Origin of the sequence: Streptomyces sp. NPDC102279 (genome assembly GCF_044766365.1) — a bacterium.
In the GTDB taxonomy this organism is placed as follows: Bacteria; Actinomycetota; Actinomycetes; order Streptomycetales; family Streptomycetaceae; genus Streptomyces.
This window is the reverse complement of record NZ_JBIWLU010000007.1, coordinates 329,951-356,743: the sequence shown is the minus strand read 5'-3', so window position 1 is coordinate 356,743 and position 26,793 is coordinate 329,951. Positions and strand designations below refer to the sequence as shown.

At 71.7% G+C, this 26,793-nt stretch carries 28 protein-coding genes; 13 read left to right on the top strand and 15 right to left on the bottom strand.

The features are described from left to right. Positions 1-25 precede the first annotated feature (25 nt). Complete coding sequence (locus ACIRQH_RS20170) at positions 26-1,219, bottom strand: argininosuccinate synthase (RefSeq protein WP_358817199.1); 1,194 nt, start codon at positions 1,217-1,219, stop codon at positions 26-28. Between the two features lie 144 nt (positions 1,220-1,363). On the opposite strand from ACIRQH_RS20170, the gene ACIRQH_RS20165 reads away from it, so the two are divergent. Both ACIRQH_RS20165 and ACIRQH_RS20160 read left to right on the top strand, forming a co-directional pair. Further along, positions 1,364-1,951, top strand: coding sequence for a pyridoxamine 5'-phosphate oxidase family protein (locus tag ACIRQH_RS20165; protein ID WP_404226746.1), 588 nt, complete (start codon positions 1,364-1,366; stop codon positions 1,949-1,951). A gap of 3 nt (positions 1,952-1,954) precedes the next feature. Continuing rightward, the gene (locus tag ACIRQH_RS20160; protein ID WP_404226744.1) at positions 1,955-2,650 is read left to right on the top strand and encodes a L,D-transpeptidase; all 696 of its coding nucleotides are present in this window, start codon (positions 1,955-1,957) and stop codon (positions 2,648-2,650) included. Between the two features lie 6 nt (positions 2,651-2,656). Here ACIRQH_RS20160 and ACIRQH_RS20155 read toward each other — a convergent pair whose 3' ends face one another. Together ACIRQH_RS20155 and ACIRQH_RS20150 are read right to left on the bottom strand one after the other, a co-directional pair. Further along, positions 2,657-4,084, bottom strand: a complete 1,428-nt coding sequence (locus ACIRQH_RS20155; protein WP_404226743.1) for a sensor histidine kinase — start codon at positions 4,082-4,084, stop codon at positions 2,657-2,659. 80 nt (positions 4,085-4,164) lie between these two features. Then, positions 4,165-4,965, bottom strand: a complete 801-nt coding sequence (locus ACIRQH_RS20150) for a response regulator transcription factor (protein WP_404226742.1) — start codon at positions 4,963-4,965, stop codon at positions 4,165-4,167. A 230-nt stretch (positions 4,966-5,195) separates the two neighbouring features. Between ACIRQH_RS20150 and ACIRQH_RS20145 the strand changes: the two genes are divergently transcribed. The 5 genes from ACIRQH_RS20145 to ACIRQH_RS20125 all read left to right on the top strand — a co-directional run bounded on the left by ACIRQH_RS20145 (position 5,196) and on the right by ACIRQH_RS20125 (position 10,125). Further along, a complete protein-coding gene (locus tag ACIRQH_RS20145) occupies positions 5,196-6,557 on the top strand; it encodes a ferric reductase-like transmembrane domain-containing protein (protein WP_388930390.1) in 1,362 nt (453 codons plus the stop codon). Between the two features lie 7 nt (positions 6,558-6,564). Further along, positions 6,565-7,053, top strand: a complete 489-nt coding sequence (locus ACIRQH_RS20140) for an FMN-binding protein (protein WP_358817194.1) — start codon at positions 6,565-6,567, stop codon at positions 7,051-7,053. A gap of 124 nt (positions 7,054-7,177) precedes the next feature. Beyond that, positions 7,178-8,515 carry a ferredoxin reductase family protein gene (locus tag ACIRQH_RS20135; protein WP_358817241.1) on the top strand — a complete coding sequence of 446 codons (1,338 nt, stop codon included), beginning with the start codon at positions 7,178-7,180 and terminating at the stop codon, positions 8,513-8,515. Between the two features lie 19 nt (positions 8,516-8,534). Continuing rightward, positions 8,535-9,341 (top strand): FMN-binding protein, encoded by an 807-nt coding sequence (locus ACIRQH_RS20130; RefSeq protein ID WP_388868648.1) that lies wholly within the window; start codon positions 8,535-8,537, stop codon positions 9,339-9,341. Next, positions 9,334-10,125 (top strand): FAD:protein FMN transferase, encoded by a 792-nt coding sequence (locus ACIRQH_RS20125; RefSeq protein WP_388868651.1) that lies wholly within the window; start codon positions 9,334-9,336, stop codon positions 10,123-10,125. Before ACIRQH_RS20130 ends, ACIRQH_RS20125 begins: the two co-directional genes overlap by 8 nt. A gap of 89 nt (positions 10,126-10,214) precedes the next feature. On the opposite strand, the gene ACIRQH_RS20120 is transcribed toward ACIRQH_RS20125, so the two are convergent. From ACIRQH_RS20120 to ACIRQH_RS20095, 6 genes are all read right to left on the bottom strand, one after another. Then, on the bottom strand, positions 10,215-10,751 hold the full coding sequence (locus ACIRQH_RS20120) for an arginine repressor (RefSeq protein WP_358817191.1): 537 nt from the start codon (positions 10,749-10,751) through the stop codon (positions 10,215-10,217). A gap of 23 nt (positions 10,752-10,774) precedes the next feature. Continuing rightward, positions 10,775-11,983, bottom strand: a complete 1,209-nt coding sequence (locus ACIRQH_RS20115) for an acetylornithine transaminase (RefSeq protein WP_358817190.1) — start codon at positions 11,981-11,983, stop codon at positions 10,775-10,777. Next, positions 11,980-12,894, bottom strand: a complete 915-nt coding sequence (argB, locus tag ACIRQH_RS20110; RefSeq protein ID WP_358817189.1) for an acetylglutamate kinase — start codon at positions 12,892-12,894, stop codon at positions 11,980-11,982. Before argB ends, ACIRQH_RS20115 begins: the two co-directional genes overlap by 4 nt. Next, positions 12,891-14,045: a bifunctional glutamate N-acetyltransferase/amino-acid acetyltransferase ArgJ gene (gene argJ, locus ACIRQH_RS20105; RefSeq protein WP_358817188.1), complete on the bottom strand. Its 1,155-nt coding sequence runs from the start codon at positions 14,043-14,045 to the stop codon at positions 12,891-12,893. Before argJ ends, argB begins: the two co-directional genes overlap by 4 nt. Further along, positions 14,042-15,070 carry an N-acetyl-gamma-glutamyl-phosphate reductase gene (argC, locus tag ACIRQH_RS20100; protein WP_404226739.1) on the bottom strand — a complete coding sequence of 343 codons (1,029 nt, stop codon included), beginning with the start codon at positions 15,068-15,070 and terminating at the stop codon, positions 14,042-14,044. Before argC ends, argJ begins: the two co-directional genes overlap by 4 nt. A 172-nt stretch (positions 15,071-15,242) precedes the next feature. Continuing rightward, positions 15,243-15,635 carry a DUF5997 family protein gene (locus ACIRQH_RS20095; RefSeq protein ID WP_358817186.1) on the bottom strand — a complete coding sequence of 131 codons (393 nt, stop codon included), beginning with the start codon at positions 15,633-15,635 and terminating at the stop codon, positions 15,243-15,245. An 80-nt stretch (positions 15,636-15,715) separates the two neighbouring features. Here ACIRQH_RS20095 and ACIRQH_RS20090 point away from each other — a divergent pair, with 80 nt between their 5' ends. The 4 genes from ACIRQH_RS20090 to ACIRQH_RS20075 all read left to right on the top strand — a co-directional run bounded on the left by ACIRQH_RS20090 (position 15,716) and on the right by ACIRQH_RS20075 (position 18,391). Then, positions 15,716-16,540, top strand: a complete 825-nt coding sequence (locus ACIRQH_RS20090) for a LysR family substrate-binding domain-containing protein (protein ID WP_404226737.1) — start codon at positions 15,716-15,718, stop codon at positions 16,538-16,540. A 365-nt stretch (positions 16,541-16,905) separates the two neighbouring features. Continuing rightward, positions 16,906-17,325: a MerR family transcriptional regulator gene (locus ACIRQH_RS20085; protein WP_388930384.1), complete on the top strand. Its 420-nt coding sequence runs from the start codon at positions 16,906-16,908 to the stop codon at positions 17,323-17,325. Beyond that, positions 17,322-17,774: a carboxymuconolactone decarboxylase family protein gene (locus ACIRQH_RS20080; protein WP_358817183.1), complete on the top strand. Its 453-nt coding sequence runs from the start codon at positions 17,322-17,324 to the stop codon at positions 17,772-17,774. The genes ACIRQH_RS20085 and ACIRQH_RS20080 overlap by 4 nt, the downstream gene beginning before the upstream one ends. Before the next feature lie 80 nt (positions 17,775-17,854). After that, a complete protein-coding gene (locus tag ACIRQH_RS20075; RefSeq protein WP_388930382.1) occupies positions 17,855-18,391 on the top strand; it encodes a DUF6314 family protein in 537 nt (178 codons plus the stop codon). Here the strand turns inward: ACIRQH_RS20075 and ACIRQH_RS20070 are convergent. Next, complete coding sequence (locus ACIRQH_RS20070) at positions 18,388-18,981, bottom strand: histidine phosphatase family protein (protein WP_358817181.1); 594 nt, start codon at positions 18,979-18,981, stop codon at positions 18,388-18,390. The genes ACIRQH_RS20075 and ACIRQH_RS20070 overlap by 4 nt on opposite strands. A 188-nt stretch (positions 18,982-19,169) precedes the next feature. After that, entirely contained in the window at positions 19,170-20,606 is a 1,437-nt protein-coding gene (locus ACIRQH_RS20065; protein WP_404226735.1) for a PLP-dependent aminotransferase family protein, read from the bottom strand. On the opposite strand from ACIRQH_RS20065, the gene ACIRQH_RS20060 reads away from it, so the two are divergent. Then, entirely contained in the window at positions 20,605-21,738 is a 1,134-nt protein-coding gene (locus ACIRQH_RS20060; RefSeq protein WP_388930380.1) for a DMT family transporter, read from the top strand. The two genes, ACIRQH_RS20065 and ACIRQH_RS20060, sit on opposite strands and share 2 nt — an antisense overlap. 18 nt (positions 21,739-21,756) lie before the next feature. On the opposite strand, the gene ACIRQH_RS20055 is transcribed toward ACIRQH_RS20060, so the two are convergent. Further along, entirely contained in the window at positions 21,757-22,998 is a 1,242-nt protein-coding gene (locus ACIRQH_RS20055) for a glycoside hydrolase family 10 protein (RefSeq protein ID WP_404226734.1), read from the bottom strand. A 168-nt stretch (positions 22,999-23,166) separates the two neighbouring features. Here ACIRQH_RS20055 and ACIRQH_RS20050 point away from each other — a divergent pair, with 168 nt between their 5' ends. Further along, a complete protein-coding gene (locus ACIRQH_RS20050; RefSeq protein WP_404226733.1) occupies positions 23,167-24,027 on the top strand; it encodes a 3-hydroxybutyryl-CoA dehydrogenase in 861 nt (286 codons plus the stop codon). A 127-nt stretch (positions 24,028-24,154) separates the two neighbouring features. Here ACIRQH_RS20050 and ACIRQH_RS20045 read toward each other — a convergent pair whose 3' ends face one another. The 3 genes from ACIRQH_RS20045 to ACIRQH_RS20035 form a co-directional block, all read right to left on the bottom strand. After that, complete coding sequence (locus ACIRQH_RS20045; protein WP_404226732.1) at positions 24,155-25,468, bottom strand: tyrosine-type recombinase/integrase; 1,314 nt, start codon at positions 25,466-25,468, stop codon at positions 24,155-24,157. Continuing rightward, entirely contained in the window at positions 25,432-25,881 is a 450-nt protein-coding gene (locus tag ACIRQH_RS20040) for an ImmA/IrrE family metallo-endopeptidase (RefSeq protein WP_404226731.1), read from the bottom strand. Before ACIRQH_RS20040 ends, ACIRQH_RS20045 begins: the two co-directional genes overlap by 37 nt. Positions 25,882-26,094: 213 nt before the next feature. Beyond that, positions 26,095-26,628: a hypothetical protein gene (locus ACIRQH_RS20035; protein WP_404226730.1), complete on the bottom strand. Its 534-nt coding sequence runs from the start codon at positions 26,626-26,628 to the stop codon at positions 26,095-26,097. Between the last annotated feature and the right edge of the window lie 165 nt (positions 26,629-26,793).

Sequence of the window (26,793 nt, the reverse complement as noted above, 5' to 3'; positions counted from 1 at the left end):
ACCGGCCCGCCAAGTCCCTTGTTCCTCAGGCCTGGTCGCGCTTCGCGGCGATCTTCGACGACAGGCTGTAGATGTCGATGAAGCCCTTGGCCGCGGCCTGGTCGAAGGTGTCGCCCGTGTCGTACGTCGCGAGGTCGAAGTCGTAGAGCGAGGTCTGCGAGCGCCGGCCGGTGACGACCGCGCGGCCGCCGTGCAGGATCATCCGGATGTCGCCGTTGACGTGCTGGTTGGCCTCGGTGATGAAGCCGTCCAGGGCGCGCTTGAGCGGGGAGAACCACTGGCCGTCGTAGACCAGCTCGCCCCAGCGCTGCTCGACCTGCCGCTTGTAGCGGGCGAGTTCACGCTCGACGGTGACGTTCTCCAGCTCCTGGTGGGCGGTGATCAGCGCGATCGCGCCCGGAGCCTCGTACACCTCACGGGACTTGATGCCCACGAGCCGGTCCTCGACCATGTCGATCCGGCCGATGCCCTGGGCGCCGGCGCGCTCGTTGAGCTGCTGGATGGCCTGGAGGACGCTGACGGGCTTGCCGTCGATCGCGACCGGGACGCCCTCCTTGAAGGAGATGACGACCTCGTCGGCCTCGCGCTGCTCGGCGGGGTTCGAGGTGTACTCGTAGATGTCCTCGATCGGCGCGTTCCAGATGTCCTCCAGGAAGCCCGTCTCGACCGCGCGTCCGAAGACGTTCTGGTCGATGGAGTACGGGGACTTCTTGGTGGTCGCGATCGGGAGCTGCTTCTCCTCGCAGAACGCGATCGCCTTGTCCCGGGTCATCGCGTAGTCGCGGACCGGGGCGATGCACTTGAGGTCGGGCGCGAGGGCGACGATGCCGGCCTCGAACCGCACCTGGTCGTTGCCCTTGCCGGTGCAGCCGTGGGCGACCGTGGTCGCACCGTGCTTCTGCGCGGCGGCGACGAGGTGCTTGACGATCGTCGGCCGGGAGAGGGCGGAGACCAGCGGGTAGCGGTCCATGTAGAGGGCGTTGGCCTTGATCGCCGGGAGGCAGTACTCGTCGGCGAACTCGTCCTTGGCGTCCGCGACCTCGGCCTCGACGGCGCCGCACGCGAGGGCGCGCTTGCGGATGACGTCCAGGTCCTCGCCACCCTGGCCGACATCGACCGCGACGGCGATGACCTCGGCGCCCGTCTCCTCGGCGATCCAGCCGATGGCGACGGAGGTGTCCAGACCGCCTGAGTAGGCGAGTACGACGCGCTCGGTCACGGGATTCTCCTCACAGTGCATTCGCTGACATGCATGAGTATGCAGCACTCTGCATGGTTCGTCAACGTCGACGCCTCGAACCCGGTACGACGGAACGGAAAATTCCTTAGGCGAACGAAGGAGTTTCCGCCATAATCGTTAGCCATGGGAAAGACTTATGAGCGCATCGACGGCCGCCTCCGCACCTTCATCGAGGCACAGCCCCTTTTCTTCACCGCCACCGCACCGCTGTCCGGCGACGGCACGGTCAACCTGTCCCCCAAGGGCCTCACCGGTTCCTTCGTCGTGCTCGACGAGCTGACCGTCGCCTATCTGGACTTCGCGGGGAGCACCGCCGAGACCATCGCGCACCTGCGCGAGAACGGCCGGATCACGCTGATGTGGTGCGCCTTCCAGGGGCCGCCCAACATCGTCCGGGTGCACGGCCACGGCGAACCCGTGTTCCGGGACGACCCGCGCTTCGGGGACCTGCTCGCGCACTTCCCCGGCATCGACCCCACCCTGCACGGCCTGCGCGCGATCATCGTCGTGACCGCCGAACACGTCCGCGACTCCTGCGGCTACGCCGTGCCCTTCATGGCGTACGAGGAGGACCGCGATCTGCACGGCAGGCGGTTCGCCCGCGAGGACGACGCCTCCCTGGACGCGTACTTCACCAAGAAGGAGCACATCGCGACGAGCCTGGACGGCCTTCCCGGGCTGCCGCTGCCGTTGCCCCCCAGTACGGTCTGAGCCATGCGCCTCGGAGCCGTCGCCCTCGCGTCCGCGTCCCTGCTCGCCCTGGCCCCGGGCGGGCCGCCGCCGCGCGAACTGCCGGAGCTGATGACCGACACCGGCGGCGGCACCCAGCTCATCACCGCCCGGGCCCCGCGCGCCAACGCCACGTCGGGAACGCTCAGCTGGTGGGACCGGCGGGACGGGCGCTGGGTGCGGGCGGGCTCCGCCACCGCCCGCTTCGGGGCGAACGGACTCGTCGAGGGCGGCGCGCGGCGCCAGGGCACGAACACGACCCCCACCGGCCTGTACGACCTGCCGTACGCCTTCGGGACCAGCACCGCGCCGGGCCGGACCTCGGTGCCCTACCGCCCGGTGCGGCAGGACTCCTGGTGGTGCCAGGACAACGCGTCCCGGTCGTACAACCGGTGGACCGAACCGCGTCCTGCGGACTGCCGGGCCGCCGAGTCCGAGCATCTGGTCGCCTACGAGAAGCAGTACGCGCACGCCTTCGTCATCGGGTTCAACTACGCGCGCCCGGTGCGCGGACGCGGCGCCGGGATCTTCCTGCACGTCAACGGGAGCGGGCCGACGGCCGGTTGTGTGTCCGTGCCGGCGGCCACGATGCGGCGCCTGCTCACCTGGGCGGACCCGGCCCGCGCTCCGCACATCGCCATCGGCACCGCGAGCGGGGTGACGGCGGTCACCCGGTACTGACGTCACTCAGACGGCGGGGAGCCGGACCGTGAAGGTGGTCGCTCCGCTGCCGCTGTCCAGGGTGACCGTGCCGCCGTGCGCCTCCACCACGGCCGCCACGATCGACAGGCCGAGCCCCGCCCCGGTGCCGGCGCCGTCCGGGCGACGACGGTCCGCCCGGGTGAAGCGTTCGAAGACGCCGGGCCGGACGTCCTCGGCGACCCCGGGTCCGTCGTCATGGACCCTCAGCACGGCCGACGTACCGACGCCTTCCAGGGACACGGTCACGCGGGTGCCGACGGGTGTGTGTGCCCGCGCGTTGGACAGCAGGTTGGCCAGCACCTGCTGGAGCCGGTGGGCGTCGCCCGTCACGGTCACCGGCTCCTCCGCCAGTTCGAGCACCCAGCGATGGCCGGGGCCCGCCGCACGGGCGTCGGTGACCGAGTCGAGGACGAGGTGGGTCAGGTCGACGGGAAGCCGCTCCAGAGGGCGGCCCGCGTCGAGGCGGGCGAGCAGGAGCAGTTCGTCGACCATCTCGCCCATCCGCGCCGACTCGGCGCTGATGCGTTCCAGGGCGCGTTCCACCTCGGGGGGCACGGGTCCCGGGTGCAGCAGTGCGAGCTCGGCGTGGCCGCGGACGGTGGCGACCGGGGTTCGCAGTTCGTGGCTGGCGTCGGCGGCGAAGGTGCGCAGCCGCTCCTCGCCGGCGTGCCGTTTGGTGAGCGCGTCCTCGACATGGCCCAGCATGCGGTTGAAGGCACTGGCGACGCGGCCCACCTCGCTGTGCGGGTCGGACTCGGGTACTCGCGGGGGCAGTGCCACCTCGCCGCTGGCGAGCGGGAGTTCACTCACCCGAGTGGCGGTCGCGGCGACCCGGTTCAGCGGCCGGAGCGACCAGCGCACCCACAGGGCCCCGGCGACTCCGGTGACCACGAGGGCCACACCGAAGACCAGGGAGGCGACGAGTTCCAGCCGGTGGACGGCGGCCTGGACGGGCTCGGTGGGCAGTCCCGTGATCAGCACGTCGCCGTCCCGGCCGCGCGTGGCCAGCACCCGGTAGTCGCCCAGTGACGACAGGAGGACCGTGTGACCGCGGCCGTCGAGGGGAACAGCGGCCAGGGCCGCCACGTCGTGGTCGCTCGGCTTCACTTTCCGGACGGCGGCGGTGGTGCCCGAGGGCACGACCGCGGCGTTGGTGACCACCTGTCCGACCAGGCGTGCCCCGAAGGTGCCGGTGCTCTGCCGGCGGGTGTCGCCGCGTTCGTCGCCATCGTGGTCGGAGGGCTTCGGCGAACCGTGTTCCAGGCTCGCCGGGAAACGCTCCCCGGCCTCCCGCAACTGCTCGTCCAGGCGGCCCGTCAGGAAGCCGTTCAGTTCGTACACGGCGGCCACGCCGACAGCGGAGCAGCTCACGGCGAGCAGCACCACGAGCCCGGCGGTGAGGCGGGCCCGCATCGTTCGCGGACGCCACAGGACCCGGGCGGCGCCGACGCCCCGGGACCGCCGGCGCCGGCGGAGCGCCCACCGGTGTGACCTCATCGGCCCGCCACCGGTTTGATCACGTATCCGGCGCCGCGCACCGTGTGGATCATGGGTTCCCGGCCGGCGTCCACCTTCTTCCGCAGGTAGGAGATGTACAACTCGACGACGTGGGCCTGGCCGCCGAAGTCGTAGGACCAGACGCGGTCGAGGATCCGGGACTTGCTGAGTACGCGCCGCGGGTTGCGCATCAGGAAGCGGAGCAGCTCGAACTCGGTGGGCGACAGTTCGATCAGGTCGCCGCCCCTGGTCACCTCTCGGGCCTCCTCGTCCATCGACAGGTCGCCGACGACGAGCCGCGGGCCCTCGTCCGACCGGCGGGCCATTCCGGCGCGGCGGAGCAGTCCGCGCAGCCGGGCGACGACCTCCTCCAGGCTGAACGGTTTGGTGACGTAGTCGTCGCCGCCCGCGGTGATACCGGCGATGCGGTCCTCCACGGCGTCCCGCGCGGTGAGGAAGAGGACGCAGACGTCCGGCAGCACGGTGTGCAGGTCGCGCAGTACGGCGAAGCCGTCGGTGTCCGGGAGCATGACGTCGAGGACGACGGCGTCTGGAAGCAGTGCGCGGGCCTCGGCGGCGGCGCAGGCCCCGTCGCCCGCCGTCCGGACCTCCCATCCCTCGTAGCGCAGGGCTCCGGAGAGGACCTCGGCCAGGTCGGGATCGTCGTCGACGACGAGGACGCGGACGGGGGTGCCGTCGGACCGGGTGAGCGAGGGCGCCCTGCCGGTGCGCCGGGTGGCGGGAGCACCGGGCTCCGGGGAGCGGGAGGCGCCGGTATCTGGGGTGGAAGTGTTCATGGCACCTTCCAGCATCGCCCCTGACGGCGGCCGCGCTCTCCCCGGCAGGCTCTGAGTTTCCTCTGAGTCGTCTCTGAGTCACCTCTCCCCAGAAGCCGCCGCCTCCCCCGTCCTCCCTTCCCCCGGCTCTGGGTTTCCTGTGAGTCCGCGCGGAGCGGGCCCGTTCAGAGCCTCCTCAGAAGTTCCGGACGCACAGTGTGATCCCGGACAGCCCGACTGAGGACGGACACATGACCACGGTGCACGAGCGGGTGGCGGAGCAGCGCCCGACACGAGGACGCCCGCGGCCGCGGCGCTCGCCCGCCGGGCCGCTGCTGGCTCTGCTGTGGGCCGGAGCCGCCGCCGTCCTCGCCCTCTGGTGGACCGACACCCCGGCGGTGGTGGGTACGGCCGGCCGGCTGACGGACGCGGGCCGGATCGGCGGGTTGCTGTGCGGCTACAGCTGCGCCGTGCTGGTGGCGCTGATGGCCCGGATCCCCCTCCTCGAACGGCGCGTGGGCTCCGACCGGGTGGCGCGCTGGCACGCGATGGCCGGCCGGTACACGATCTGCCTGCTGGTCGCGCACGTCACACTGATCCTCCTCGGCTATGCCGCGCAGGACGGCGCGGGCATCGCGCACGAGACGCTGAGCGTGGTCCTCGACTACCCGGACATGCTCAAGGCGACGACCGGAACGGTCATCCTCCTCGCCGTCGGAATCACCTCGGCGCGCCTGGCCCGCCGCCGGATCAGCCACGAGTTCTGGTACTACGTGCACCTGCTCACGTACGCCGCGGTCTTCCTGGCCTTCTTCCACCAGGTCGCGCTCGGCTCCGACTTCGTCGGCGACGCCGCCGCGCGAACCGCCTGGTACACGCTCTATCTCGGCACGGCCGCGCTCGTCCTGTGGTTCCGCGTCCTCACCCCGGTGCGGCTCAACCTGCGGCACCGGCTGCGCGTGGAGTCCGTGCACCGCGAGGCCCCCGGAGTCTTCTCCGTCGTGATCGGCGGGCAGCACCTCGGCGAACTGGGCGCCCGGGCAGGACAGTTCTTCCGGTGGCGGTTCCTCGCGGACGGGATGCGGTGGACCTCGACCCCGTACTCGCTGTCGGCACCGCTCCGGCCGGACCGGCTGCGGATCACCGTCAAGGCGCTCGGCGACCACAGCACGGCCGTCGGGTTGCTGCGGCCCGGTACCCGGGTGTGGGCGGAGGGCCCGTACGGCTCGCTGACCGCGGACCGGAGCACGGCGTCGAAGTCCCTGCTGATCGCGGGCGGCGTCGGCATCACGCCGTTGCGCGCCCTGTTCGAGGAACTGCCCGGCCGGCTCACGCTGCTCTACCGGGCGCGCACGGCCGAAGACCTGGCGCTCGGGGGCGAGTTGGAGGCCATCGCACAATGGCGCGGGGCACGCGTCCTGTACGCGGTCAACGCCGCCGACGGCACCCGCCCACAGCTCGACGCCGCGTCACTGCGCCAGGCCGTGCCGGACCTCGCCGAGCACGACGTCTACCTCTGCGGACCTCCCGCGATGGCGCGGGAGTTGTATGGGGAGCTGCGCACCGCGGGTGTCCCCGACCGCTCCATCCACCACGAGTCGTTCGAGCTGTGAGGCCGCCGTGCACGCCCTGAAGAAGAACCGTCCGCTGCGCCGGGTGACGCTGGCCGCCGCCACCACGGTCACCGGTGTCGTCCTGCTGCTCTCGCTGAAGCCGCACACCCCGCCGGTCCCGGCCCGGGCGTCGTCGTCCGCGAGTCAGCCGTCGTCCACACCCTCGGCAGGCTCGTCCGGGGATTCCTCCGGATCGTCCGGCGGCACGAAGACCGCGGGGACCAGCACCGTCACCGGCGACACCGTCCAGACCCGCTGGGGCCCGGTCAAGGTGCGGATCACCGTGAGGAACGGCACGATCACCGAGGTCACCGCGGTCACCTACCCGTCGGAGAATCCCCGGGACCAGGAGATCAACAGCTATGCGCTCCCCCAGCTCAGGCGGGAGGCACTGGCCGCCCAGAACGCGGAGATCGACTCGGTCTCCGGGGCCACGTACACCAGCGACGGATACAAGCAGTCCCTCCAGTCCGCACTCGACTCCGCAGGTCTCTGAACGCACGGGCGTCGTGGACCGTATCTCTGGGCCAGGGGGCCACTCCCCTCGCCCCGTCCCCACGGACGAACACGGAGGAACCGTGTCCACGATCGCCGGTGGCCGCGCCGCGCGGCGCCAGACCATGCGCCGCATCCGCCCACGCCGCTCGCCCGCCGTCCCCCTGCTGCTCGCCGTCTGGGCGGGCGCCGCCGGGGTGATCTGGCTGTGGTGGAACAACACTCCGTCCATCGCCGACGACAACAGCAGGATCCTCAACGCGGGCCGGATCACCGGCCTGCTCGCCGGGTACCTGATGGCGCTCGTGGTGCTGCAGATGGCCCGCGTCCCCGCACTCGAACGCCGGGTGGGATCCGACCGCGTGGCGCGCTGGCACGCGATGACCGGCCGCTACACGATCTCCCTGGTCCTCGCCCATCTCTTCCTGACCATGTGGGGCTACGCCCTGCAGTCCGGGAAGGGACTCGGCGCGGTCGTCCAGCAGACGATCGACTCGGTCAACCAGCTGCCCGACATGGGCAAGGCGGCGATCGGCACCGGTCTGCTGGTGCTCATCGGCTTCATCTCCGTCGGCCCGGTCCGCCGGCTCATCCCCTACGACACCTGGTACCACGTCCATCTGCTGACGTACGCAGCGGTGTTCCTGACGTTCTGGCACCAGCTGTCCACCGGGAACGACTTCGCGGTGGAGCCCGTCGCCAAGACCGTCTGGTACGGGCTGTACGGCTCGGTGACCGCGCTCGTCCTCTGGTACCGGATCCTCTCGCCGATCCGGCTGAACGTGAAGCACCGGATGCGCGTCGAGGCGGTCATCGAGGAGACGCCCGGCATCGTGTCGGTGCTGATCAGCGGGCGCAAGCTGCACCGGATGGGCGCCGAGGCCGGGCAGTTCTTCCGCTGGCGGTTCCTGGCGCCCGGTATGCGCCTCAGCTCCCACCCGTACTCGCTCTCGGCGGCTCCCCGCCCGAACATGCTGCGCATCACCGTCAAGGCGATCGGCGACCACAGCGCCGGCCTGCGCGACCTGGAGCCGGGCACCCGGGTCTGGGCCGAGGGCCCGTACGGCGCGCTGACCGCCGGCAAGCGCAGCCGCGGCAAGGTCCTCCTGGTGGCGGGCGGCGTGGGGATCACCCCGATGCGGGCCCTGTTCGAGACCCTCCCCGGCGCGTCCGGCGACATCACGCTCCTCTACCGCGCCAACAGCACCCAGGACCTGGCCCTGTGGGACGAGCTGGCCTCGATCTCCAAGGAGCGCGGGGCCCGGCTGATGTACGCGGTGAACAGCCCCGAGGGCGAACGTCCGGACATCTCGGCGGACACCCTGCGCCGCAAGCTGCCGGACATCGAACGCCACGACGTCTTCATGTGCGGGCCGCCCGGTTTCGCGCAGCAGGTGTACGACGCACTGCGCGGCGCGGGGGTTCCCGCCCGCCGCATCCATCACGAGTCGTTCGAGATGTGAGCGACGGGAGTCAGGAGCGATGAAGAAGAGTCACCCCATACGGCGCACCATGCTCGCCACCGCCGCCACCGTGTCCGGGATCGTGCTGCTGCTGTCGCTCAAACCGGCGGGCGATCCGACCGCCGCGTCGGCGCAGGGCGGCGCGGCACCCCAGCAGACGGTGGCCGGGCAGGAGTCGCCGCAGGGCGGCAGCGCTCAGCAGACCGGCACGCGGACCGTCACCGGCGACGTGGTGAAGACCGAGTACGGCCCGGTCCAGGTCCGGCTGTCGCTGAGCGGCGGCAGGATCGTCAAGGCCGACGCGGTCCAGGCCCCGCAGGGCGGGACCAGCGACCAGAAGACCGCCCTGGCCGTGCCCAAGCTCAACAAGGCGACGGTCGCCGCGCAGAGCGCCGACATCGACGCCGTCTCGGGGGCGACCTACACCTCCGGCGGCTACAAGAAGTCCCTCCAGTCGGCACTGGACAAGGCGAAGGCGACGGGCGGCGGTTCGGGTTCCGCGGGAGCCTCGGCCTCACCGAAGGCGCCGGCCACGGAGGCACCCGCAACGCAGACCCGCGTCATCACCGGAGACGTCGCCCGGACCGAGTACGGCCCGGTCCAGGTCCGCCTCGTACTCGCCGGGACGAAGATCACCAAGGCGGAGACGGTCCAGGCGCCGAGCGGCGGGCGCAGCACGCAGGTCACCGCCGACGCCGTGCCGAAGCTCAACCAGGAGGCGGTCGCGGCGGGCAGTGCCGACATCGACGCCGTCTCCGGCGCGACCTACACCTCCGGCGGCTACAAGAAGTCCCTCCAGTCGGCGCTGGACAAGGCCGGTGGCTGAGCCCGCCGAGGAGGCACCGCCCGCTCTGCGGCACGCCGAGGAGGTCATGGGCACGGTGTTCTCCTTCGACGTGCGCGGCGGGGACCCGGAGGCGGTCCGGGCCGCGCTGGAGGAGGCCGTCGCCCAACTGCACCGTGCGGACGCGGTGTTCAGCACCTACCGGGACGACAGCCAGATCTCGCGCCTGGTGCGCGGGGAGCTGACCGTCGAGGAGTGCGACGAGGAGGTCGCCGAGGTGCTCGGCCTGGGCGCCGAGGCGGAGCGGATCAGCGACGGCTGGTTCAGCACGCGCTACGAGGGCCGGCTGGACCCGACGGGGATCGTCAAGGGCTGGGCGGCCGAACGCGCGGCCCTGCGGCTCACCGAGGCGGGGGCGAGCGGGGTGAGCGTCAACGGCGGCGGTGACGTGCAACTGCGCGGTGTCCCGGGCTCGCACCGGCCCTGGCGGATCGGGGTGTCGGACCCGCTCCGCCCGGGTTCGCTGGCCGCGGTCGTCTCCGCGGCCGGGGCCGCCGAACTGGCCGTGGCGACCTCCGGCACCGCCGAACGCGGTGCGCACATCGTCGACCCCCGCACCGGCAGGCCCGCGGTCACCGACCTGCTGGCCGTGACGGTGGTGGGCCCCCGTCTGACCTGGGTGGACGCCTGGGCGACCGCGGCTTTCGCGATGGGATCGCGGGCCGGTCTGGACTGGCTGGAGTCGCTGCCGGACGTGGAGGGCCTGCTCATCACGGCGGGCGACGAGGTCCGGTGCACGGGCGGGCTGGCCCACCGCCTGGGCTGACCGGCCGACCCACGCGGAAGGAGGCGCGCCCCACTGCGGGGCGCGCCTCCTTCCTTCCGCGTGTCCGTGCCGACGGGCCGACGCCGGCTTCAGTGGGTGTTCTGCGCGAGCCTCAGCAGGTGGTCGGCGAGCGCCTGGCCGCCTGTCGGGCCCCGGCTGATCAGCAGCAGGGTGTCGTCCCCGGCGATCGTGCCGAGGATGTCGTGCAGTTCCGCCTGGTCGATCGCCGAGGCGAGGAACTGGGCGGCCCCGGGCGGGGTGCGCAGGACGACGAGATTCGCCGAGGCCTCGGCGGAGATCAGCAGCTCCGAGGAGAGCCGCCGCATCCGCTCCTCCTTCGCCGACTCCCCCAGCGGCGCGCGCGGCGTACGGAAACCGCCCTCGCTCGGCACCGCGTAGATGAGGTCGCCGTCGTTGTTGCGGATCTTCACCGCGTTCAGCTCGTCGAGGTCCCGGGAGAGCGTCGCCTGTGTGACGTTCAGCCCGTCGTCGGAGAGGAGCTTCGCCAACTGGCTCTGTGAGCGCACCGGTTGCCGGTTGAGGATGTCCACGATCCGGCGGTGGCGTGCGGTGCGGGTCTGCGGCACGGCAGGCCCTGCTGGCTCGTGGTCCTGCGCCTGGCTCATCGTCGTCGTCCCATTTCCCGGGATCATCCGTCCCCGTTGGCTGCGTCGAGGATGCCGGGAAGCGCCTGGAGGAACGCGTCCACCTCGTCATCGCCGAGGTTCAGCGGCGGCATCAGCCGTACGACGTCGGGGGCGGGCGCGTTCACCAGGAAACCGGCGTCCTGAGCCGCCTGCTGCACCTGGGGCGCGAGCGGCTCGGTGAGCACGATACCCAGGAGCAGGCCCGCACCCCGGACATGGTCGACGAGCGGGTGGCGGGCCGCGCCGTCGGTGCCCTCGATTCCGTCGCGCAGCTTCTCGCCGGCGCGCTTCACGTTCTCCAGGAGGCCCTCGGACCCGATCGTGTCGAGGACGGCGAGTCCGGCGGCGCACACCACCGGGTTGCCGCCGAAGGTCGTGCCGTGGTGACCGGGCTTCAGCAGGGTGGCGGCGCGGCCGAACGCGACGGTGGCGCCGAGGGGAAGTCCGCCGCCGAGACCCTTGGCGAGCGTGACGATGTCGGGCAGGACGCCTTCGTGGGCCTGGTACTCGAACCAGTGGCCGGTGCGGCCGATCCCGGTCTGCACCTCGTCCAGGACGAGCAGCGCGCCGTTGGCCGCCGTGATCGCGCGGGCCGCCTTCAGATAGCCGGGGGGCGGCACGACCACGCCGTTCTCGCCCTGGATGGGCTCGATGATGACCAGGGCCGTGTCCGGGGTGACCGCTTCGGCGAGGGCCTGCGGGTCCCCGTACGGGACGTGCGTGACGTCGCCGGGCAGCGGCAGGAAGGGCTCCTGCTTGCCGGGCTGGCCGGTGAGGGCGAGGGCACCCATCGTGCGGCCGTGGAAGCCGCCGGTGGTGGCGACCATGTGGGTCCGGCCGGTCAACCGGCCGATCTTGAAGGCGCCCTCGTTGGCCTCCGCTCCGGAGTTGCAGAAGTACACCCGGCCCTCGCGGCCGAAGAGCTGGAGCAGCCTTTCGGCGAGGGTGACGGGCGGTTCGGCGACGAAGAGGTTGGAGACGTGGCCGAGTTCCGCGATCTGCCGGCTGACGGCCTCGACGATCGCGGGGTGGCCGTGTCCGAGCGCGTTGACCGCGATGCCGCCGACGAAGTCGAGGTACTGCGTGCCGTCGGCGTCCCACAGTTTCGTGCCGGCACCGCGGACGAGCGGCAGGCGCGGGGTGCCGTAGTTGTCCATCAGTGAGCCCTGCCACCGCTCGGTGAGCTCTGCGTTCGTGGCGCTGCCGGTCATGCTGCGTCCCCCGCTTCCTCGTCGTCCGGCACGACCATCGTGCCGATGCCCTCGTCGGTGAAGATCTCCAGCAGGATCGAGTGCTGGACCCGGCCGTCGATGACCCGGGCGGTCGTGACGCCGTTGCGTACGGCGTGCAGACAGCCCTCCATCTTCGGCACCATGCCGCTGGCCAGCTCGGGAAGGAGTTTCTCCAGCTGGGAAGCGGTGAGGCGGCTGATCACCTCGTCGCTGTCGGGCCAGTCCTCGTAGAGGCCCTCGACGTCCGTGAGGACCATGAGGGTCTCGGCCCCCAGTGCAGCAGCGAGTGCCGCAGCCGCCGTATCAGCATTGACGTTGTAGACATGTCCGTCGTCCTGGCTCCGGGCGATCGAGGAGACGACCGGGATGCGGCCGTCGGCGAGCAGAGCCTCGATCGCGCCGGTGTCGATCGCGGTGATCTCGCCCACCCGCCCGATGTCGACCAACTGGCCGTCGATCGTGGGCTGGTGCTTGGTTGCGGTGATGGTGTGCGCGTCCTCGCCGGTGATGCCGACGGCGAGCGGTCCGTGTTCGTTGAGCAGGCCGACCAGCTCGCGCTGGACCTGTCCGGCGAGCACCATGCGGACGACGTCCATCGCGTCCTCCGTGGTGACGCGCAGGCCGGCCTTGAACTCGCTGACGATGCCGTGCCGGTCGAGGGCGGCGCTGATCTGCGGGCCGCCGCCGTGCACGACGACGGGCTTGAGGCCCGCGTGGTGCAGGAAGACGATGTCCTGCGCGAAGGCCGCCTTGAGGTCGCTGTCGATCATGGCGTTGCCGCCGAACTTGACGACGACGGTCTTGCCCCGGTGCCGGGTCAGCCACGGCAGCGCCTCGATGAGGATCTGCGCCTTGGGCAGAGCGGTGTGCTTGCGGGTCACATTGCTCATGAGGAGTACGCGCTGTTCTCGTGGACGTAGTCGGCGGTGAGGTCGTTGGTCCAGATCGTGGCCGTGGCGTCGCCCGCGGCGAGGTCGGCGACGATGTGGACCTCGCGGTAGCGCATGTCGACGCGGTCGCGGTCCTCGCCGACACCGCCGTTCTTGCAGACCCGGACGCCGTTGATGGCGACGTTCAGCCGGTCCGGTTCGAAGGCCGCCTTCGTGGTGCCGATCGCGGACAGCACCCGCCCCCAGTTGGGGTCCTCGCCGTGGATGGCGCACTTGAGGAGGTTGTTGCGGGCGATGGAGCGGCCCACCTCGACGGCGTCGTCCTCGGTCGCGGCGCCCACGACCTCGATCCTGATGTCCTTGCTCGCGCCCTCGGCGTCGCGGATGAGCTGCTGTCCGAGGTCGTCGCAGACCTCGCGCACGGCCTCGGCGAACTCCGCGTGCTCCGGGGTGACTCCACTGGCTCCGGAGGCCAGCAGCAGCACGGTGTCGTTGGTCGACATGCAGCCGTCGGAGTCGACACGGTCGAAGGTCGTGCGGGTGGCGTCGCGCAGGGCACGGTCGAGGCCCTCGGCGGGCACGTCAGCGTCGGTGGTGAGCACGACGAGCATGGTGGCGAGGCCCGGGGCGAGCATGCCGGCGCCCTTGGCCATGCCGCCGACGGTCCAGCCGGCCCGCGTCACGACCGACGTCTTGTGCGCGGTGTCCGTCGTCTTGATGGCGATGGCGGCCTTCTCGCCGCCGTGCGGGCTGAGCTGGGCGACGGCCTGGTCGACGCCGGGGAGCAGCCGGTCCATCGGCAGCAGGACGCCGATGAGGCCGGTCGAGCACACGGCGACGCTGCCGGCGCCGGTGTCCCCGAGCGCCTCGGCGACCTTCTCGGCGGTGGCGTGGGTGTCCTGGAAGCCCTTAGGTCCCGTACAGGCGTTGGCGCCGCCGGAGTTGAGGACGACGGCGGTCAGCTCACCGGAGGTGAGGACCTGTTCCGACCAGAGGACCGGGGCGGCTTTGACGCGGTTGGAGGTGAAGACGCCCGCGGCGGCGCGGCGGGGCCCGGTGTTGACCACGAGGGCCAGGTCCGGGTTGCCGTTCTCCTTGATTCCGGCGGCGACTCCCGCCGCCGTGAATCCCTGTGCTGCCGTGACACTCACGGTGCGACTCCGATCGTGGAGAGCCCCAGCTCCTCGGGCAGGCCGAGCGCGAGGTTCATGCTCTGGAGGGCACCACCCGCGGTGCCCTTGGTCAGGTTGTCGATGGCGCTGACCGCGATGATGCGGTGTGCGGCGGCGTCGTACGCGACCTGGATCTGAACAGCGTTGGAACCGTGGACGGACGCGGTGGCGGGCCACTGTCCCTCGGGCAGCAGGTGCACGAACGGCTCGTCGGCGAAGGCCTTCTCGTAGGCGGCGCGCACGGCGTCGGCGGTGACCCCGGGCTTCGCCTTGGCGCTGCACGTCGCGAGGATGCCGCGGGGCATCGGCGCGAGGGTCGGCGTGAACGAGACGGTGACGCGCTCCCCGGCGGCCGCGCTGAGGTTCTGGATCATCTCGGGGGTGTGCCGGTGGACGCCTCCGACGCCGTACGGGGTCATCGACCCCATGACCTCGCTGCCGAGGAGGTGCGTCTTGGGCGCCTTGCCGGCCCCCGAGGTGCCGGAGGCGGCGACGATCACGGCCTCGTTCTCCGCGAGTCCGTCCGCGTACGCCGGGAAGAGGGCCAGGGAGGCGGCCGTCGGGTAGCAACCGGGCACCGCGATGCGCTTGGACCCCTCCAGCGCGGCGCGGGCACCCGGCAGTTCAGGGAGGCCGTAGGGCCAGGTCCCGGCATGCGCGGAGGCGTAGAACCGCTCCCAGTCGGCCGGGTCCTTGAGCCGGAAGTCGGCGCCCATGTCGACGACGAGGACGTCGGGGCCGAGCTGCTCGGCGACGGCGGCGGACTGCCCGTGGGGCAGGGCGAGGAACACCACGTCGTGTCCGGCGAGCACCTCGGGGGTGGTCTCCGCGAGGACGCGGTCGGCGAGCGGCAGCAGGTGGGGCTGGAGCGCGCCGAGCCGCTGGCCCGCGTTGGAGTTGCCGGTCAGGGCACCGATCTCGATCTCGGGGTGTGTCAGGAGCAGACGCAGCAGTTCCCCGCCCGCGTATCCGCTCGCTCCCGCCACTGCCGCGCGTACCGTCATGGAACCCTCCTCCTAGATGGCATGACTATACGTTTCCATGCACGTTTATGCAACGCTGTTGCGATCAATGACCGGCATACGACGACCGCCCCCCAGCCGTCAACGGCTGAGGGGCGGTCGTCGTCCGGGGCTCGACCGCCGCACGAGGGCGGCCGGACCGGTCAGGTGCGGGTCAGGAGCGCTTGGCGGCCTGCTCCGCGTTCTTCTCCTTGATACGGGCGGCCTCCTTGCGGACCTCGGCCTGGGTGTCACGCTCACGGCGCAGCCAGTCGGGGTCCTCGTCCCTGAGCGCGTCGATCTGCTCGGTGGTGAGCGCCTCGCTGACGCCGCCGCGGGCGAGACCCGCGATGGAGACGCCGAGCCGGGACGCCACGACCGGACGCGGGTGCGGGCCGTTGCGGCGCAGCTCCTGGAGCCACTCGGGCGGGTCGGCCTGCAGCGCGTTCAGCTCGGCACGGGAGACGACACCCTCCTGGAACTCGGCGGGGGTGGCCTCGAGGTACACACCCAGCTTCTTCGCCGCCGTGGCGGCCTTCATCGTCTGGGTGGTCTGGTGCGAACTCATGGGTCCAGGGTATCGAGCGCGCGAGCGACCGCCGACCATCGCGGGTGAGGCCGCCGGGCCGCGCCGGGTAACCTGACGGGGTGACCGGCTCCGACGCATCCCCTTCCTTCAGGCTCGCCTACGTTCCGGGGGTGACGCCATCGAAGTGGGTGCGGGTCTGGCACGAGCGGCTGCCCGACGTGCCCCTGTCCCTCGTACCGGCGTCCCCGGACGAGATCTACGAGCTCCTGCGTGGCGGCGACGTCGACGCGGGCTTCGTCCGGCTCCCCGTCGACCGGGACGACCTGAGCGCGATCCCCCTGTACACCGAGACGACGGTGGTCGTGGTCCCCAAGGACCACATCGTCGCGGCGGTCGAGCAGATCTCCCCCGGGGACCTCGACGACGACATCGTGCTGCACCCCCTCGACGACCCGCTGGACTGGGCGGAGCTGCCGGGCAGACCCGCGCTGGAGCGGCCCGCGACCACGGCGGACGCCGTCGACCTGGTCGCCGCGGGCATCGGTGTCGTGATCGTCCCGCAGTCCCTCGCGCGGCTCCACCACCGCAAGGACCTCACCTACCGGACGGTCACGGACGCTCCCGAGTCCCGCGTCGCGCTGGCCTGGCCCGAGGACCGGACCACGGATCTGGTCGAGGACTTCATCGGCATCGTGCGCGGCCGGACGGTCAACAGCACGCGCGGACGCGCCCCGGCGCCGGCCGCCGATCAGCAGAAGTCCAAGAGCGGAGCCAAGTCCACGCCCCGCAAGGGGGACGCGAGCGGCGGCGCGCGGCGCAAGCCCGCCGCCGGCAAGACGGGCGGCAGGACCGCGGGCAAGAACCCCCGGAGCGGTGGCTCCGGCGGTACGAAGGGCGGCCCCAAGGGCGGCGCGAAGCGCGGCAAGCCCCGCCGCCACGGCTGACCCCACGCCCCACCTGCACGCCTGACCACGGGCGGCCGGGCCTCCGCGCCCGGGCGGGCTGCTGTGGACCCCGGGACCACAGGCCGCCGCCGTCCGCGGCCGAGAGGCCCCCCGCCCCTGTGGCATTGCACCCACTCCGCCGCGTCCGCCGGTCCGCGCACCCCCGACCCGCACCCCCGACCCGCACCCCCGACCCGGACGCCGCTCCCCCGAGGCGCCGCGCACGGTGGCGTACCGGCGCGCCTTCCTGAGCGACGCGCGGCAGGCGCCGCCCCTGGACACCGCGCGCCGCCGATCCCCGCGAGAACCCCTCCTTCCCGATCACGGCTTGACCTGGAGCGCGCTCCAGGTTCTACGGTCTTCTCATGACCAGCGGACAGCCCCTCCCGCGAGGGGCGGAACCCACGCTCACGATCGCCCAGGTCGTCGAGCGCACCGGCCTCTCCCACGACACGCTGCGGTACTACGAGAAGGCCGGCCTGATCGAGCGGGTCGGCCGGACCACCGGCAACCAGCGGCGCTACGCGGCGGCCGACCTGGCCTGGCTGGAGTTCCTGATCCGACTGCGCGGGACGGGCATGTCGATCACGGACATGCAGCGGTTCGCGGAGCTGCGCTCGCGGGGCGACGGCTCGGTCCCCGACCGGCTCGCGATGCTCCGCGAGCACCGCACCGACCTCGCGGACCGGATGCGCGCCCTGCGCCGGAACGCGGCGGCGCTCGACGACAAGATCCACCACTACGAACGGCTCCTCGCCGAGCCGGGATCGGACGACCCGACATGAGCGACGCGACGAAGAACCCCGCCTCCACCACGCGCGAGGAGCGGTTCGAGCACGGCCTGACGATCCTGGACGCGGTGGACGGCGAGGCCGGCCACCGCGTCGTCGACGCCCTCAGCGACATCAATCCCGAACTGGGCCACCAGATCATCGCCTGGGCCTTCGGCGACATCTACGACCGGCCCGGACTGGCCGCGCGCGACCGGCAGTTGGTGACCCTCGGCATGCTCACCGCGCTCGGCGGCTGCGAGACCCAGCTGGAGGTGCACGTCAACGCGTCGCTGAACGTGGGCCTGTCCCCGGACCAGATCGTCGAGGCGCTCCTCCACTCGGCCGTCTACTGCGGCATCCCGAAGGCGATGAACGCCAGCCTGGTCGCGAAGAAGGTCTTCGGCGAGCGCGGACTGCTCCCTGCCGGTCAGGGCCCCGCGGCCGACACCGCAGCCGCCTGAGCGGGAGGCGAAGGCAGAATGGGGAACGGCAGGAGTGCGCCGGCGGGGCGCGCGGCGGACGGGACGGGGAGCGGGACGGTATGGGCGAGTTCTGGCCGGTGCGGGACGCGCTGACGTATCTGGCCGGGACCTGGCAGGTGCGGCGCACGGTCCGGGACCTCGCGGGCGACGGCGAGGGGCGCTTCACCGGCGCCACGCTCTTCGGGCCGCTCCAGGACGGTGACCTGCCCCTTTCCGGCGCGGACCCAACGCTGTCGGAGACCGGAGGACCGCTACGGGACCGGGGACTGCTGCATCACGAGGCCGGCACGTTCGTGTGGCAGGGCGTCGCCCGGCCCGCCGAGCGGACCCTCCGGTTCCTGCCGGGCACGGAGCAGGGCACCGCTCTCGTACGGTTCTCCGACGGCCGCCCGTTCCACGACCTGGACCTCGCGACCGGGCGGTACGTCGCCGACCATCCCTGCTCGGCGGACCTGTACCGCGGGGAGTTCACCGTCCGGGACGAGGACCACTGGCGGACCGTCTGGCGCGTCCGGGGACCGGCGAAGGATCTCGTGCTCACCACCGACTACACACGCGAGCGCACCGGCACGGAAGGCCGGCCGGGCGTCCCCTAGGCGCGCGTGGGCTGGATGGAGGAGCCGTCGAAGCGCAGGCTCCAGCGGCCGGCCCGGCCCGTCACGGAGACCGCCGACAGCGGCCGGACGTCGATGTTCCAGTAGGTCGAGGGCGGCGCCTTCAGGGCGTACACCAGCGCGGCGCGCACCACGGCCGGCTCGGCGACCGCGACGATGCTGCCGCCGTCGTCGGCGGGCCGGGTGTCGAGCCAGGAACCGACCCGGCCGATGAAGGACAGCAGGGACTCCCCGCCGTGGGGCGTGGAGCGCGGGTCGGCCAGCCAGGCGTCCACCGCCTCGGGCTCACGGGCCATCGCCTCGCCCAGCGTGAAGCCCCGCCACCGGCCCATGTCGCAGTCACGCAGCGCGAGCTGGACCAGGGGCGCGTAGCCGAGCGCGTCGCCGGTCGCCCGGCTGCGGGGGGTCGGTGAGCAGTAGCGCAGCTCCGCCGCAGCCAGGGGCGTCAGCTCGTTGGCGGCGCGCAGCACTTCTTCCCAGCCGGCCTGGTCCAGCGGCCGGTCGTCCTCGAAGCGCTCCGCCAGCAGCGAGGAGCTGCGCGCGGCGGCGACGAACGTGACCCGAAGATGCATGGCCAGATGGTGGAACGCGGGACTCCGCAGGTCAATAGGGGTTACTCAGGGTGTCTTAAAGTTCACCGGACCTCCCCGCCGCACCCTGTGGGCCCGCTGTCCACCGGCCCTGGGGTCCGGTCCGGTCGCGGTGCGCCTGCCGGGTCCGAGGCCGGGCCGCGCAGGTGGGAGGGCGGTCCCGGCACGGTTCAGGTCCGGACCTCGTCGTACGCCGTCCTCAGTCTGCGCACCCCTTCCGCGATCTCCTCCGTTCCGGCCACCGCCGCGAAGCTCAACCGGAGGTGGGCGGCAGGGGGTTCGGCGCTGAAGTAGGGACGGCCGGGGGCGACGGCCACGCCGGCGCGGAGTGCGGCGGCGACCAGTGCGGACTCGTCGGTGCCGTCGGGCAGCCGGGCCCACAGGTGGTAGCCGCCGAACGGGACGTGTGGCAGGGCGAGTTCGGGCAGGCGCAGTCGCAGTGCGGCGGTCATGACGTCGCGTCGCGCCTTCAACTCGGCTGAAACGGTGCGCAGATGGCGCGGCCAGGCGGGCGAACCGACGAGTTCGAGCGCGGCTTCCTGGAGCGGTCGGGGCACGAAGAAGGTGTCGACGACCTGGATGGCGCGGAGCCGTTCGAGCACCGGACCGCGGGCGGCCAGTGCGCTCACCCGGAAACTCGGCGAGGTCGCCTTGGTCAGCGAACCCACGTGCACGACGACGCCGTCCCGGTCCTCGGCGGCCAGCGGACGCGGCAGCGGGCCCGCGTCCGCGTGCACCAGCCGGCGGACGAAGTCGTCCTCGATCACGAAGGCTCCGGCGTCCCGTGCGATGCGGAGCACCTCGCCGCGGCGCGCGGGCGCGAGCACGGCGCCGGTCGGGTTCTGGAACAGCGGCTGGCAGACGAAGACCCGGGCCCCGGTCGCCCGGAAGGCGTCGGCGAGCAGCTCGGGTTTCACCCCGTCGGGATCCACCGGGACGGGCACGGGACGCAGGCCCGCGGCCCGCGCGATCGCCAGCATGCCCGGATACGTGGGTGACTCGACCAGGACGGGGGCGCCGGGCGGCGCGAGGGCGCGCAGCGCGGTGGTCAGGCCGGACTGGCCGCCCGCAGTGACGAGCACCTCGGCCGCGCCGACCGCTCCACCGATCCCCCGAGCGAACCACTCGCGCAGTTCCGGCAGTCCCTCCATGGGCGGGCGGGACCACGCGCCGGGGCGCCGGCCCGCCCGGGACAGGGCGGCGCCCATGGCCCGCTCGGGCTGGAGCGAGGGATGGAGATAGCCGCCGTTGAACTCGACGACGCCGGGCGGCGGTGCGGCGAGCGAGGCCAGGACGCCGGACGCGTCCACGGTGCGGGGGACGGGTTCGGCGGCGGCGTCCGCGCTGAGCGTGACCTCCTGCCAGGAGGTGTCCCCGCCGGGTGGGGCGGTGGTCCGGGGCTCCGCGCGGAAGGCGCCCGCTCCGGGCCGGGTCACCACGAGGCCCTCGGCGGCCAGCTGGGCGAGTGCCCGCGTCACGGTCACCGGGCTCACGCGGTACCGGTCGACGAGCGCTCTGCTCGACGGCAGCTTTCCTCCAGGTGAGTAGCGGTTCAGCTCCTGTCGCAGCCGGTTCGCCAGATCCCCCACACTGCTACGCTCTTGCATGAGAGCAGAGAGTAGCGCTATCGAGCCCAGCGGGATAGCGGTCAGCGGCGGCACCGAGCCCGCGCCGGACGCATCCGCGGCGGCCCCGGGATTCGCCTCCGCCGCACGTGCGCACCGGCCCCGGGGCGGGACGCCCGCCGGCCCGCACGGCCCGGCCACCGAGACTTCCGGCGCCGCGCACAGCACCGGGAGCACCGGGTCCGCGAGCGGCCGACCCGGTGCCGGGAGCACCGAATCCCCGTCCGGAGCCCGCGAGTCGGTGCCCGCCCGGGCGGACCGCCGCGCCGGCACCCTGCAGGCGGCCCTCGGCGTCACCGCCTTCTCCCTCACCTTCCCCGCCACCGCCTGGGGCCTGGAGGGTTTCGGCCCCTGGTCCCTGGTGGCCGTGCGCTGTGTCCTCGCCGCGGTCATCGCGGGCGGCTGTCTCCTCGCGCTGCGGGTCCCCGTCCCGGCCCGTCGGCATCTGGCGGGTCTCACCGTCGTCGCCGCCGGTGTCGTCCTCGGCTTCCCGCTGCTGACGACACTGGCGCTGCGGACGTCGACCACCGCGCACGCGGCGGTGGTCGTCGGACTGCTGCCGCTGACGACGGCGCTGTTCTCGGCCCTGCGCACCGGCGCCCGGCCCTCACGGATGTTCTGGTTGGCGGCCTGCGCGGGCGCGGCCGCCGTCATCGCGTTCACCGTGCAGCAGAGCGGCGGCGCCCTGACCGGCGCGGACGCCTATCTCTTCGGCGCGCTGCTGATCTGCGCGGCGGGCTACACCGAGGGCGGCAGGCTCGCCCGCGTGATGCCGGGCTGGCAGGTCATCGGCTGGGCCCTCGTCCTGTGTCTGCCGCTCAGCGTCCCGGGCGCGCTGATCGCGCTGTCGTACGAGCCGGTGCATCTGACCGCGCACAGCGTGACGGGGGTGCTGTGGGTCGCGGCCGGTTCGCAGTTCCTCGGCCTGGTCGTCTGGTACCGGGGGATGGCGGCGATCGGCATCCCCAAGGCCAGCCAGCTGCAGCTCGCCCAGCCGCTGCTCACGCTCGTGTGGTCGGTGCTGCTGCTGGGTGAACGGCTGACACCCGCGGCTCCGCTGACGGCGGCGGCCGTCCTGGTGTGCATCGGGCTCACCCAGCGGGCGCGCGGCTGACCGGCCCGGAGCCAGGGATCAGCGCGGGCGCCCCGACCGCTTCCCGTAGTGGCCGGCGACCACCTGGGCCAGCGCGCCGACGCGGTCCTCGGCCACCTCCGTAGCCGAGAAGTAGACGTGTCCGCCCACTTCGGGGTACCCGGCGGCGAGGGTGAGGTGACGGGACAGTTCGGCCGGGTCCTGCCAGCGCGCGGGCTGCCCGGGAGCGCCCGCCTTGTACAGCGCCTCCCCCACGTACAGCCGCACGCCGGTGCCCCGGGCGACCCGGGCCCACCAGGGCAGCAGTTCGGCGTAGTCGGCCGCCTCGAAGCCGATGTGCCAGTACAGCTGGGGGCAGATGTAGTCGATCCAGTGTTCGCGGACCCACTTCCTGGTGTCGGCGTACAGGTCGTCGTACGTCTGGACGCCGGCCCCGGTCGGTGAGCCGAGCGGGTCGGTCGCGGCGTTGCGCCAGACCCCGAAGGGGCTGATCCCGAAGCGGACGCCGGGGCGGGTCCGCCGGATGCCCGCCGCCATCTCCAGCACGAGCCTGTCGACGTTGTGGCGCCGCCAGGCCGCCCTGTCCGGGAAGTCGGCGCCGTGCTCCGCGTAGGCGGCGGCGTCGTCGAACTCCTCTCCGGCCACCGGATAGGGGTAGAAGTAGTCGTCCCAGTGCACTCCGTCGATCGCGTACCGGCCGACCGCGTCGAGCATGGCGGCCCGGACGAACGTCCGCACCTGCGGCAGCCCGGGGTTGTAGTAGAGCTTCCCGCCGTACGGGACGATCCAGTCGGGGTGGAGGCGGGCCGGGTGGGTGGCGGCGAGCCGCGCCGGATCCGGTTGCCCCGAGACGCGGTACGGGTTGAACCAGGCGTGCAGTTCGAGGCCGCGCGCGTGGGCCTCCCGTACCGCGGTGCCCAGCGGGTCCCAGCCGGGATCCTGGCCCTGGACCCCGGTCAGGTACTGCGACCACGGCTCGTACGGCGAGGGCCACAGCGCGTCGGCGGACGGACGGACCTGGAAGAACACGGTGTTCAGCCGCCGCCGGACCGCCGTGTCGAGATGGGCGAGGAGTTCGGAGCGCTGTCGGGCGGCGTCCAGTCCGGTGCGTGAGGGCCAGTCGCGGTGGGAGGCGGTCGCGAGCCACATGCCGCGTACGGGGCGTGGGGCCCGGGGGCCGCGCAGCGGGGCGGGAACGGCCGCCGCGTCCCCGGCCGTGCCCAGTCCCGTGAGTGTCGCCAGTGCCGCAGCCGCGAACGCCCGGCGTGGCAGTCGCCGCATCGCCGTACCCCCTACGCAGTGGATCCGCCCGGTCACGGATCGTCCCGCCGCCCAGCATGCCCGACCCCGGCGATCGATCATCGATACTTGGCGGTAACGTGCACGTCCGGAGCAGGCGCCGAACAACGGAGGTCCTGCCGAGCCGTGCGGATCAGCGAAGGGGACGATGTGACCGACATCGAACGCGTCGGAGTGGTGGGCTGCGGCCAGATGGGAGCGGGCATTGCCGAGGTGTGCGCCCGCGCCGGTCTGGACGTCAAGGTCGCCGAGACCACCGGCGAGGCCCTGGAGATCGGCCGGACCCGGCTGTTCAACTCCCTGTCCAAGGCCGCCGGGCGCGGCAAGATCTCCGAGGACGAGCTGGAGGCCACCCAGAACCGGCTCAGCTTCACCACGGACCTCGGCGAGTTCGCCGACCGCGACCTGGTGATCGAGGCCGTCGTCGAGAACGAGCAGGTGAAGACCGAGATCTTCCAGGTGCTCGACCAGGTGGTGACCCGGCCGGACGCGATCCTCGCCTCCAACACCTCCTCGATCCCGCTGGTCAAGCTGGCCGTCGCCACCTCGCGTCCCGACCAGGTCATCGGCATCCACTTCTTCAACCCGGCGCCGGTCCAGCAGCTCGTGGAGCTGATCCCGGCGCTGACCACCTCCGAGGGCACCATCGGCCGGGCCCAGCTGTTCGCCGAGAAGGCGCTCGGCAAGCACGCGATCCGCGCCCAGGACCGCTCCGGCTTCGTCGTCAACGCGCTGCTGATCCCCTATCTCCTGTCCGCGATCCGGATGTTCGAGTCGGGTATCGCGAGCCGCGAGGACATCGACAACGGCATGGAGATGGGCTGCGCCCACCCCATGGGCCCGCTCAAGCTGTCCGACCTGATCGGCCTCGACACGGTGGCCTCGGTCGCGTTCAGCATGTACGAGGAGTACAAGGAGCCGCTGTACGCCGCTCCCCCGCTGCTCCAGCGCATGGTCGACGCCGGCCGCCTCGGCCGCAAGACCAACTCGGGCTTCTACACCTACGACTGACCAGGCAAAACGCCTCCGCCATTGAACGCCGTCACGGCACGACGAAGGCCGCCTCCCGCAATCCGGGGGGCGGCCTTCGTCGATCACTGCGAACTCAAGGGAGTTGTGAGGGGGTTAGAGCCGAGGCTCACGCAACTCCCTCGGCCAAGACCCCCTTTGGCTCGACGACCCGGAGCGGCCTCGCCCTGCCGGGGAGCACCTCCGGCTCCAGCCACCTGTCGACCGCCGTCCGCCCACGCATGCCACGGTCGGGCATGAAGTGCGCGTAGATCTTCAGCGTGATGTCCGGCGACGCGTGGCCCATCCAGTGCGATACCGAGATGACGTCCTCGCCGGCACCGAGCTGCACACTCGCGTAGGTGTGACGCCACCGGTGGTGCATCATCTCCCGCGACGCTTCCCACCCCCAGCGCGCCCCTTCCTTGCGCTCGGCGATCAGTCCAGCCTTCGCCAGCGCCGGTTTCACGATGCGGTTGTTGTAGTCAGCGGGGTTCAGTCGGTTCCCATGCCAGGTGACCACCAGCAGGCGGACGGTTGCATTGGGCCGCCCTCCGTTCCCTGGGCCCTCCCACGGCAACGTCACCCTCGTCGGCGCGAAGCCCTTGGCGTAGGTATCGAGCAGCTGCAACAGGCCGGGCGAGAGTGGGACCTCCCGCTCCTTGTCGCCTTTGGGCAGCTTGAAGAACGCGCGCTTCCCGTCCTCCCACAGCAGCTGGCGACGCACGCGCAGGACCATCAGCTCACGATCGATGTCGTCCGGGCTGAACGCGAACGTCTCGCCCTGCCGCAGGCCGCAGTGCATACCGAGGTCCGCGATGACCTGGTATCGCTCGGGCATGGCGGCGCGGATCGAGCGGGCCTCGGTCCGTGTCCAGGCCCGGGCTTTCGATCCCTTGCCAGCGGTCGGCCGTACGCCTTTGTCCACGGCCTTGCACGGGTTCTTGGCGAGGCGCTTGCCGACGGCCGCCTTGAAGATGCTGGAGAGGTGGTTCCAGATCACGGTGATCGTCGTGTCCTGGAGACCTCGGCTCTTGAGCTCACGCTTCCAGTCGATGAGGTGGTCCTCGTCGATGATGTTCATCGGCATGCGGCCGAGCTGGCTGTCGACGATGTGCCCGAAAACCTTGGACTTCATGGGGCCGCGGGTGTTGACCGCGTCGTCTCGCTTCGGCCACCACTCGTCACGGACGTAGTCGCCGAGGAGGATCTCGCCCTGGCGGTCGTCGACGAACTCGCGCTTCCTCGTCTCCGAGATTGCCTTGACGCGCCATTCCTTAGCCTCGTCCAGCGTCTCGAACGAGCGCTTCTTGACACCAGGAATGCCGCACACCCGGTATCGCTTCGTCTTGGAGTTGTAGAGCTCCGTACGTTCGCGCTTGCCCGTGTCCGGATCCTTGCGCTTCTTCAGCCAGCGGTCCTCAATCCAGCCAGTGGACGCCACGGCCAGCCCTCCCCTCGCAGATCGTCGAGCCGGACCTCCAACAGGCGCTGCGTCACATGGAGTTCGGCGGCAGCGGTGTGCGGGTCACCTGCCCACTGGGCGACCTCTGCAAGGTCCGAGATAGCAATGAGCTTTCGGGAGGCGAGGAGGTCCGCGCGGCGTTCCTGCCGGATCCTCGCAACCGGATTGGAGCATTCAGCGTCGTCGGCGAAGACGTGCTCCAACTCATGTGCCAGTACGGATCGTTCCTGCACGTACCCGAGGCCGGAGGCGATGACGATCCGCTGGTGGTCGCGAGACCAGGCTCCCCATGTGTCACGCAGCCACGTACGAACGACAGTGATCCCGAGGTCTTCGAGGATCGCGGCCGGCGCGTAGTCGAGACCAGTGGCAACCAATTGAGCTGCGGACATGCGCCCCCCAAGGAAGTGGACGAGTGGGAAGCGCGTCGGATGTTCATGTTTACCTGATCACGCTGAGGCACGGGAAGGAAACGGTAGGAAATCTTTCAACTGACTTCACACCGGTGTGAATCCGTGCAGGGGTGACCAACCCGGGCGATTTAGCGACATGGCGACAGGTATGGCGGTAGACCGCCAAGTCCCACAAAGGGCGTACGGGGCAGGTCAGCCCTCGAGGGCGTCCCGGATGCGGGCCGCGTCGTCCGCCGGCACCCCTTCACCGGCCGCGTGAGGGCGGTAAGCCGCGAGGGCGTATCCCCGTTCGGTCTTCACGGCGGCGAGGATCTCCTGAACGAGCTCATCGAAGTCGTCGCGGAGCTGTGCCGGGGCACCTAGGCCAGCTGCCGTGCGGCTGAACTCGTAGACGCTCGGTACGAGTTCGAGCAGGTGAGAGCGCGGTGATCCTTCAGTCTCGGTCGTCTCCGTCCGCTGGAGTACGACACTCGCGTCCTCGCCCGCCAGGATGCGGTCCGTCCACCCCGGTCGCCAGCCGAGCGCCGCGACCGTGGGCTCCAGCGTGGGGCGCTTCGACCCGCGCTTGGGCGCCGGCCCCTCTTCGAGGGTGGTGATGCTGCGCGAGGACACCTGCACGCCTCGTTCGCGGACGCGTTCCGCCAGCTGCTCGCGCGTCAGGCCCTGCCGCTCTCTGTCTGCGCGGATGGCACGGCCGAGCGTGGCCCACACACGGGGGTCATCCATCACGGTCTCCACTCACTTCGCAGGCAACGCCAGGAAACGTCAGGCAACAAAGTTACCGCGATGACACGCAGTGCCGACAGGCGTGTTTGCGTCTCCGACCTGCGACTTCGCAATCTTTCCTAATCTTTCCCCTGCATCGCTTGCCTCACTGCTGAATCTTTCCTA

Excerpts from the sequence above, each read along its gene's own strand:
- ACIRQH_RS20165 (WP_404226746.1), top strand. The coding sequence starts at position 1,364 with ATGGGAAAGACTTATGAGCGCATCGACGGCCGCCTCCGCACCTTCATC.
- ACIRQH_RS20160 (WP_404226744.1), top strand. The coding sequence starts at position 1,955 with ATGCGCCTCGGAGCCGTCGCCCTCGCGTCCGCGTCCCTGCTCGCCCTG.
- ACIRQH_RS20155 (WP_404226743.1), bottom strand. The coding sequence starts at position 4,084 with ATGCGGGCCCGCCTCACCGCCGGGCTCGTGGTGCTGCTCGCCGTGAGC.
- ACIRQH_RS20150 (WP_404226742.1), bottom strand. The coding sequence starts at position 4,965 with ATGAACACTTCCACCCCAGATACCGGCGCCTCCCGCTCCCCGGAGCCC.
- ACIRQH_RS20145 (WP_388930390.1), top strand. The coding sequence starts at position 5,196 with ATGACCACGGTGCACGAGCGGGTGGCGGAGCAGCGCCCGACACGAGGA.
- ACIRQH_RS20135 (WP_358817241.1), top strand. The coding sequence starts at position 7,178 with ATGCGCCGCATCCGCCCACGCCGCTCGCCCGCCGTCCCCCTGCTGCTC.
- ACIRQH_RS20130 (WP_388868648.1), top strand. The coding sequence starts at position 8,535 with ATGAAGAAGAGTCACCCCATACGGCGCACCATGCTCGCCACCGCCGCC.
- ACIRQH_RS20120 (WP_358817191.1), bottom strand. The coding sequence starts at position 10,751 with ATGAGCCAGGCGCAGGACCACGAGCCAGCAGGGCCTGCCGTGCCGCAG.
- ACIRQH_RS20115 (WP_358817190.1), bottom strand. The coding sequence starts at position 11,983 with ATGACCGGCAGCGCCACGAACGCAGAGCTCACCGAGCGGTGGCAGGGC.
- argB (WP_358817189.1), bottom strand. The coding sequence starts at position 12,894 with ATGAGCAATGTGACCCGCAAGCACACCGCTCTGCCCAAGGCGCAGATC.
- argC (WP_404226739.1), bottom strand. The coding sequence starts at position 15,070 with ATGACGGTACGCGCGGCAGTGGCGGGAGCGAGCGGATACGCGGGCGGG.
- ACIRQH_RS20095 (WP_358817186.1), bottom strand. The coding sequence starts at position 15,635 with ATGAGTTCGCACCAGACCACCCAGACGATGAAGGCCGCCACGGCGGCG.
- ACIRQH_RS20085 (WP_388930384.1), top strand. The coding sequence starts at position 16,906 with ATGACCAGCGGACAGCCCCTCCCGCGAGGGGCGGAACCCACGCTCACG.
- ACIRQH_RS20080 (WP_358817183.1), top strand. The coding sequence starts at position 17,322 with ATGAGCGACGCGACGAAGAACCCCGCCTCCACCACGCGCGAGGAGCGG.
- ACIRQH_RS20075 (WP_388930382.1), top strand. The coding sequence starts at position 17,855 with ATGGGCGAGTTCTGGCCGGTGCGGGACGCGCTGACGTATCTGGCCGGG.
- ACIRQH_RS20070 (WP_358817181.1), bottom strand. The coding sequence starts at position 18,981 with ATGCATCTTCGGGTCACGTTCGTCGCCGCCGCGCGCAGCTCCTCGCTG.
- ACIRQH_RS20060 (WP_388930380.1), top strand. The coding sequence starts at position 20,605 with ATGAGAGCAGAGAGTAGCGCTATCGAGCCCAGCGGGATAGCGGTCAGC.
- ACIRQH_RS20065 (WP_404226735.1), bottom strand. The coding sequence starts at position 20,606 with ATGCAAGAGCGTAGCAGTGTGGGGGATCTGGCGAACCGGCTGCGACAG.
- ACIRQH_RS20055 (WP_404226734.1), bottom strand. The coding sequence starts at position 22,998 with ATGCGGCGACTGCCACGCCGGGCGTTCGCGGCTGCGGCACTGGCGACA.
- ACIRQH_RS20040 (WP_404226731.1), bottom strand. The coding sequence starts at position 25,881 with ATGTCCGCAGCTCAATTGGTTGCCACTGGTCTCGACTACGCGCCGGCC.
- ACIRQH_RS20035 (WP_404226730.1), bottom strand. The coding sequence starts at position 26,628 with ATGGATGACCCCCGTGTGTGGGCCACGCTCGGCCGTGCCATCCGCGCA.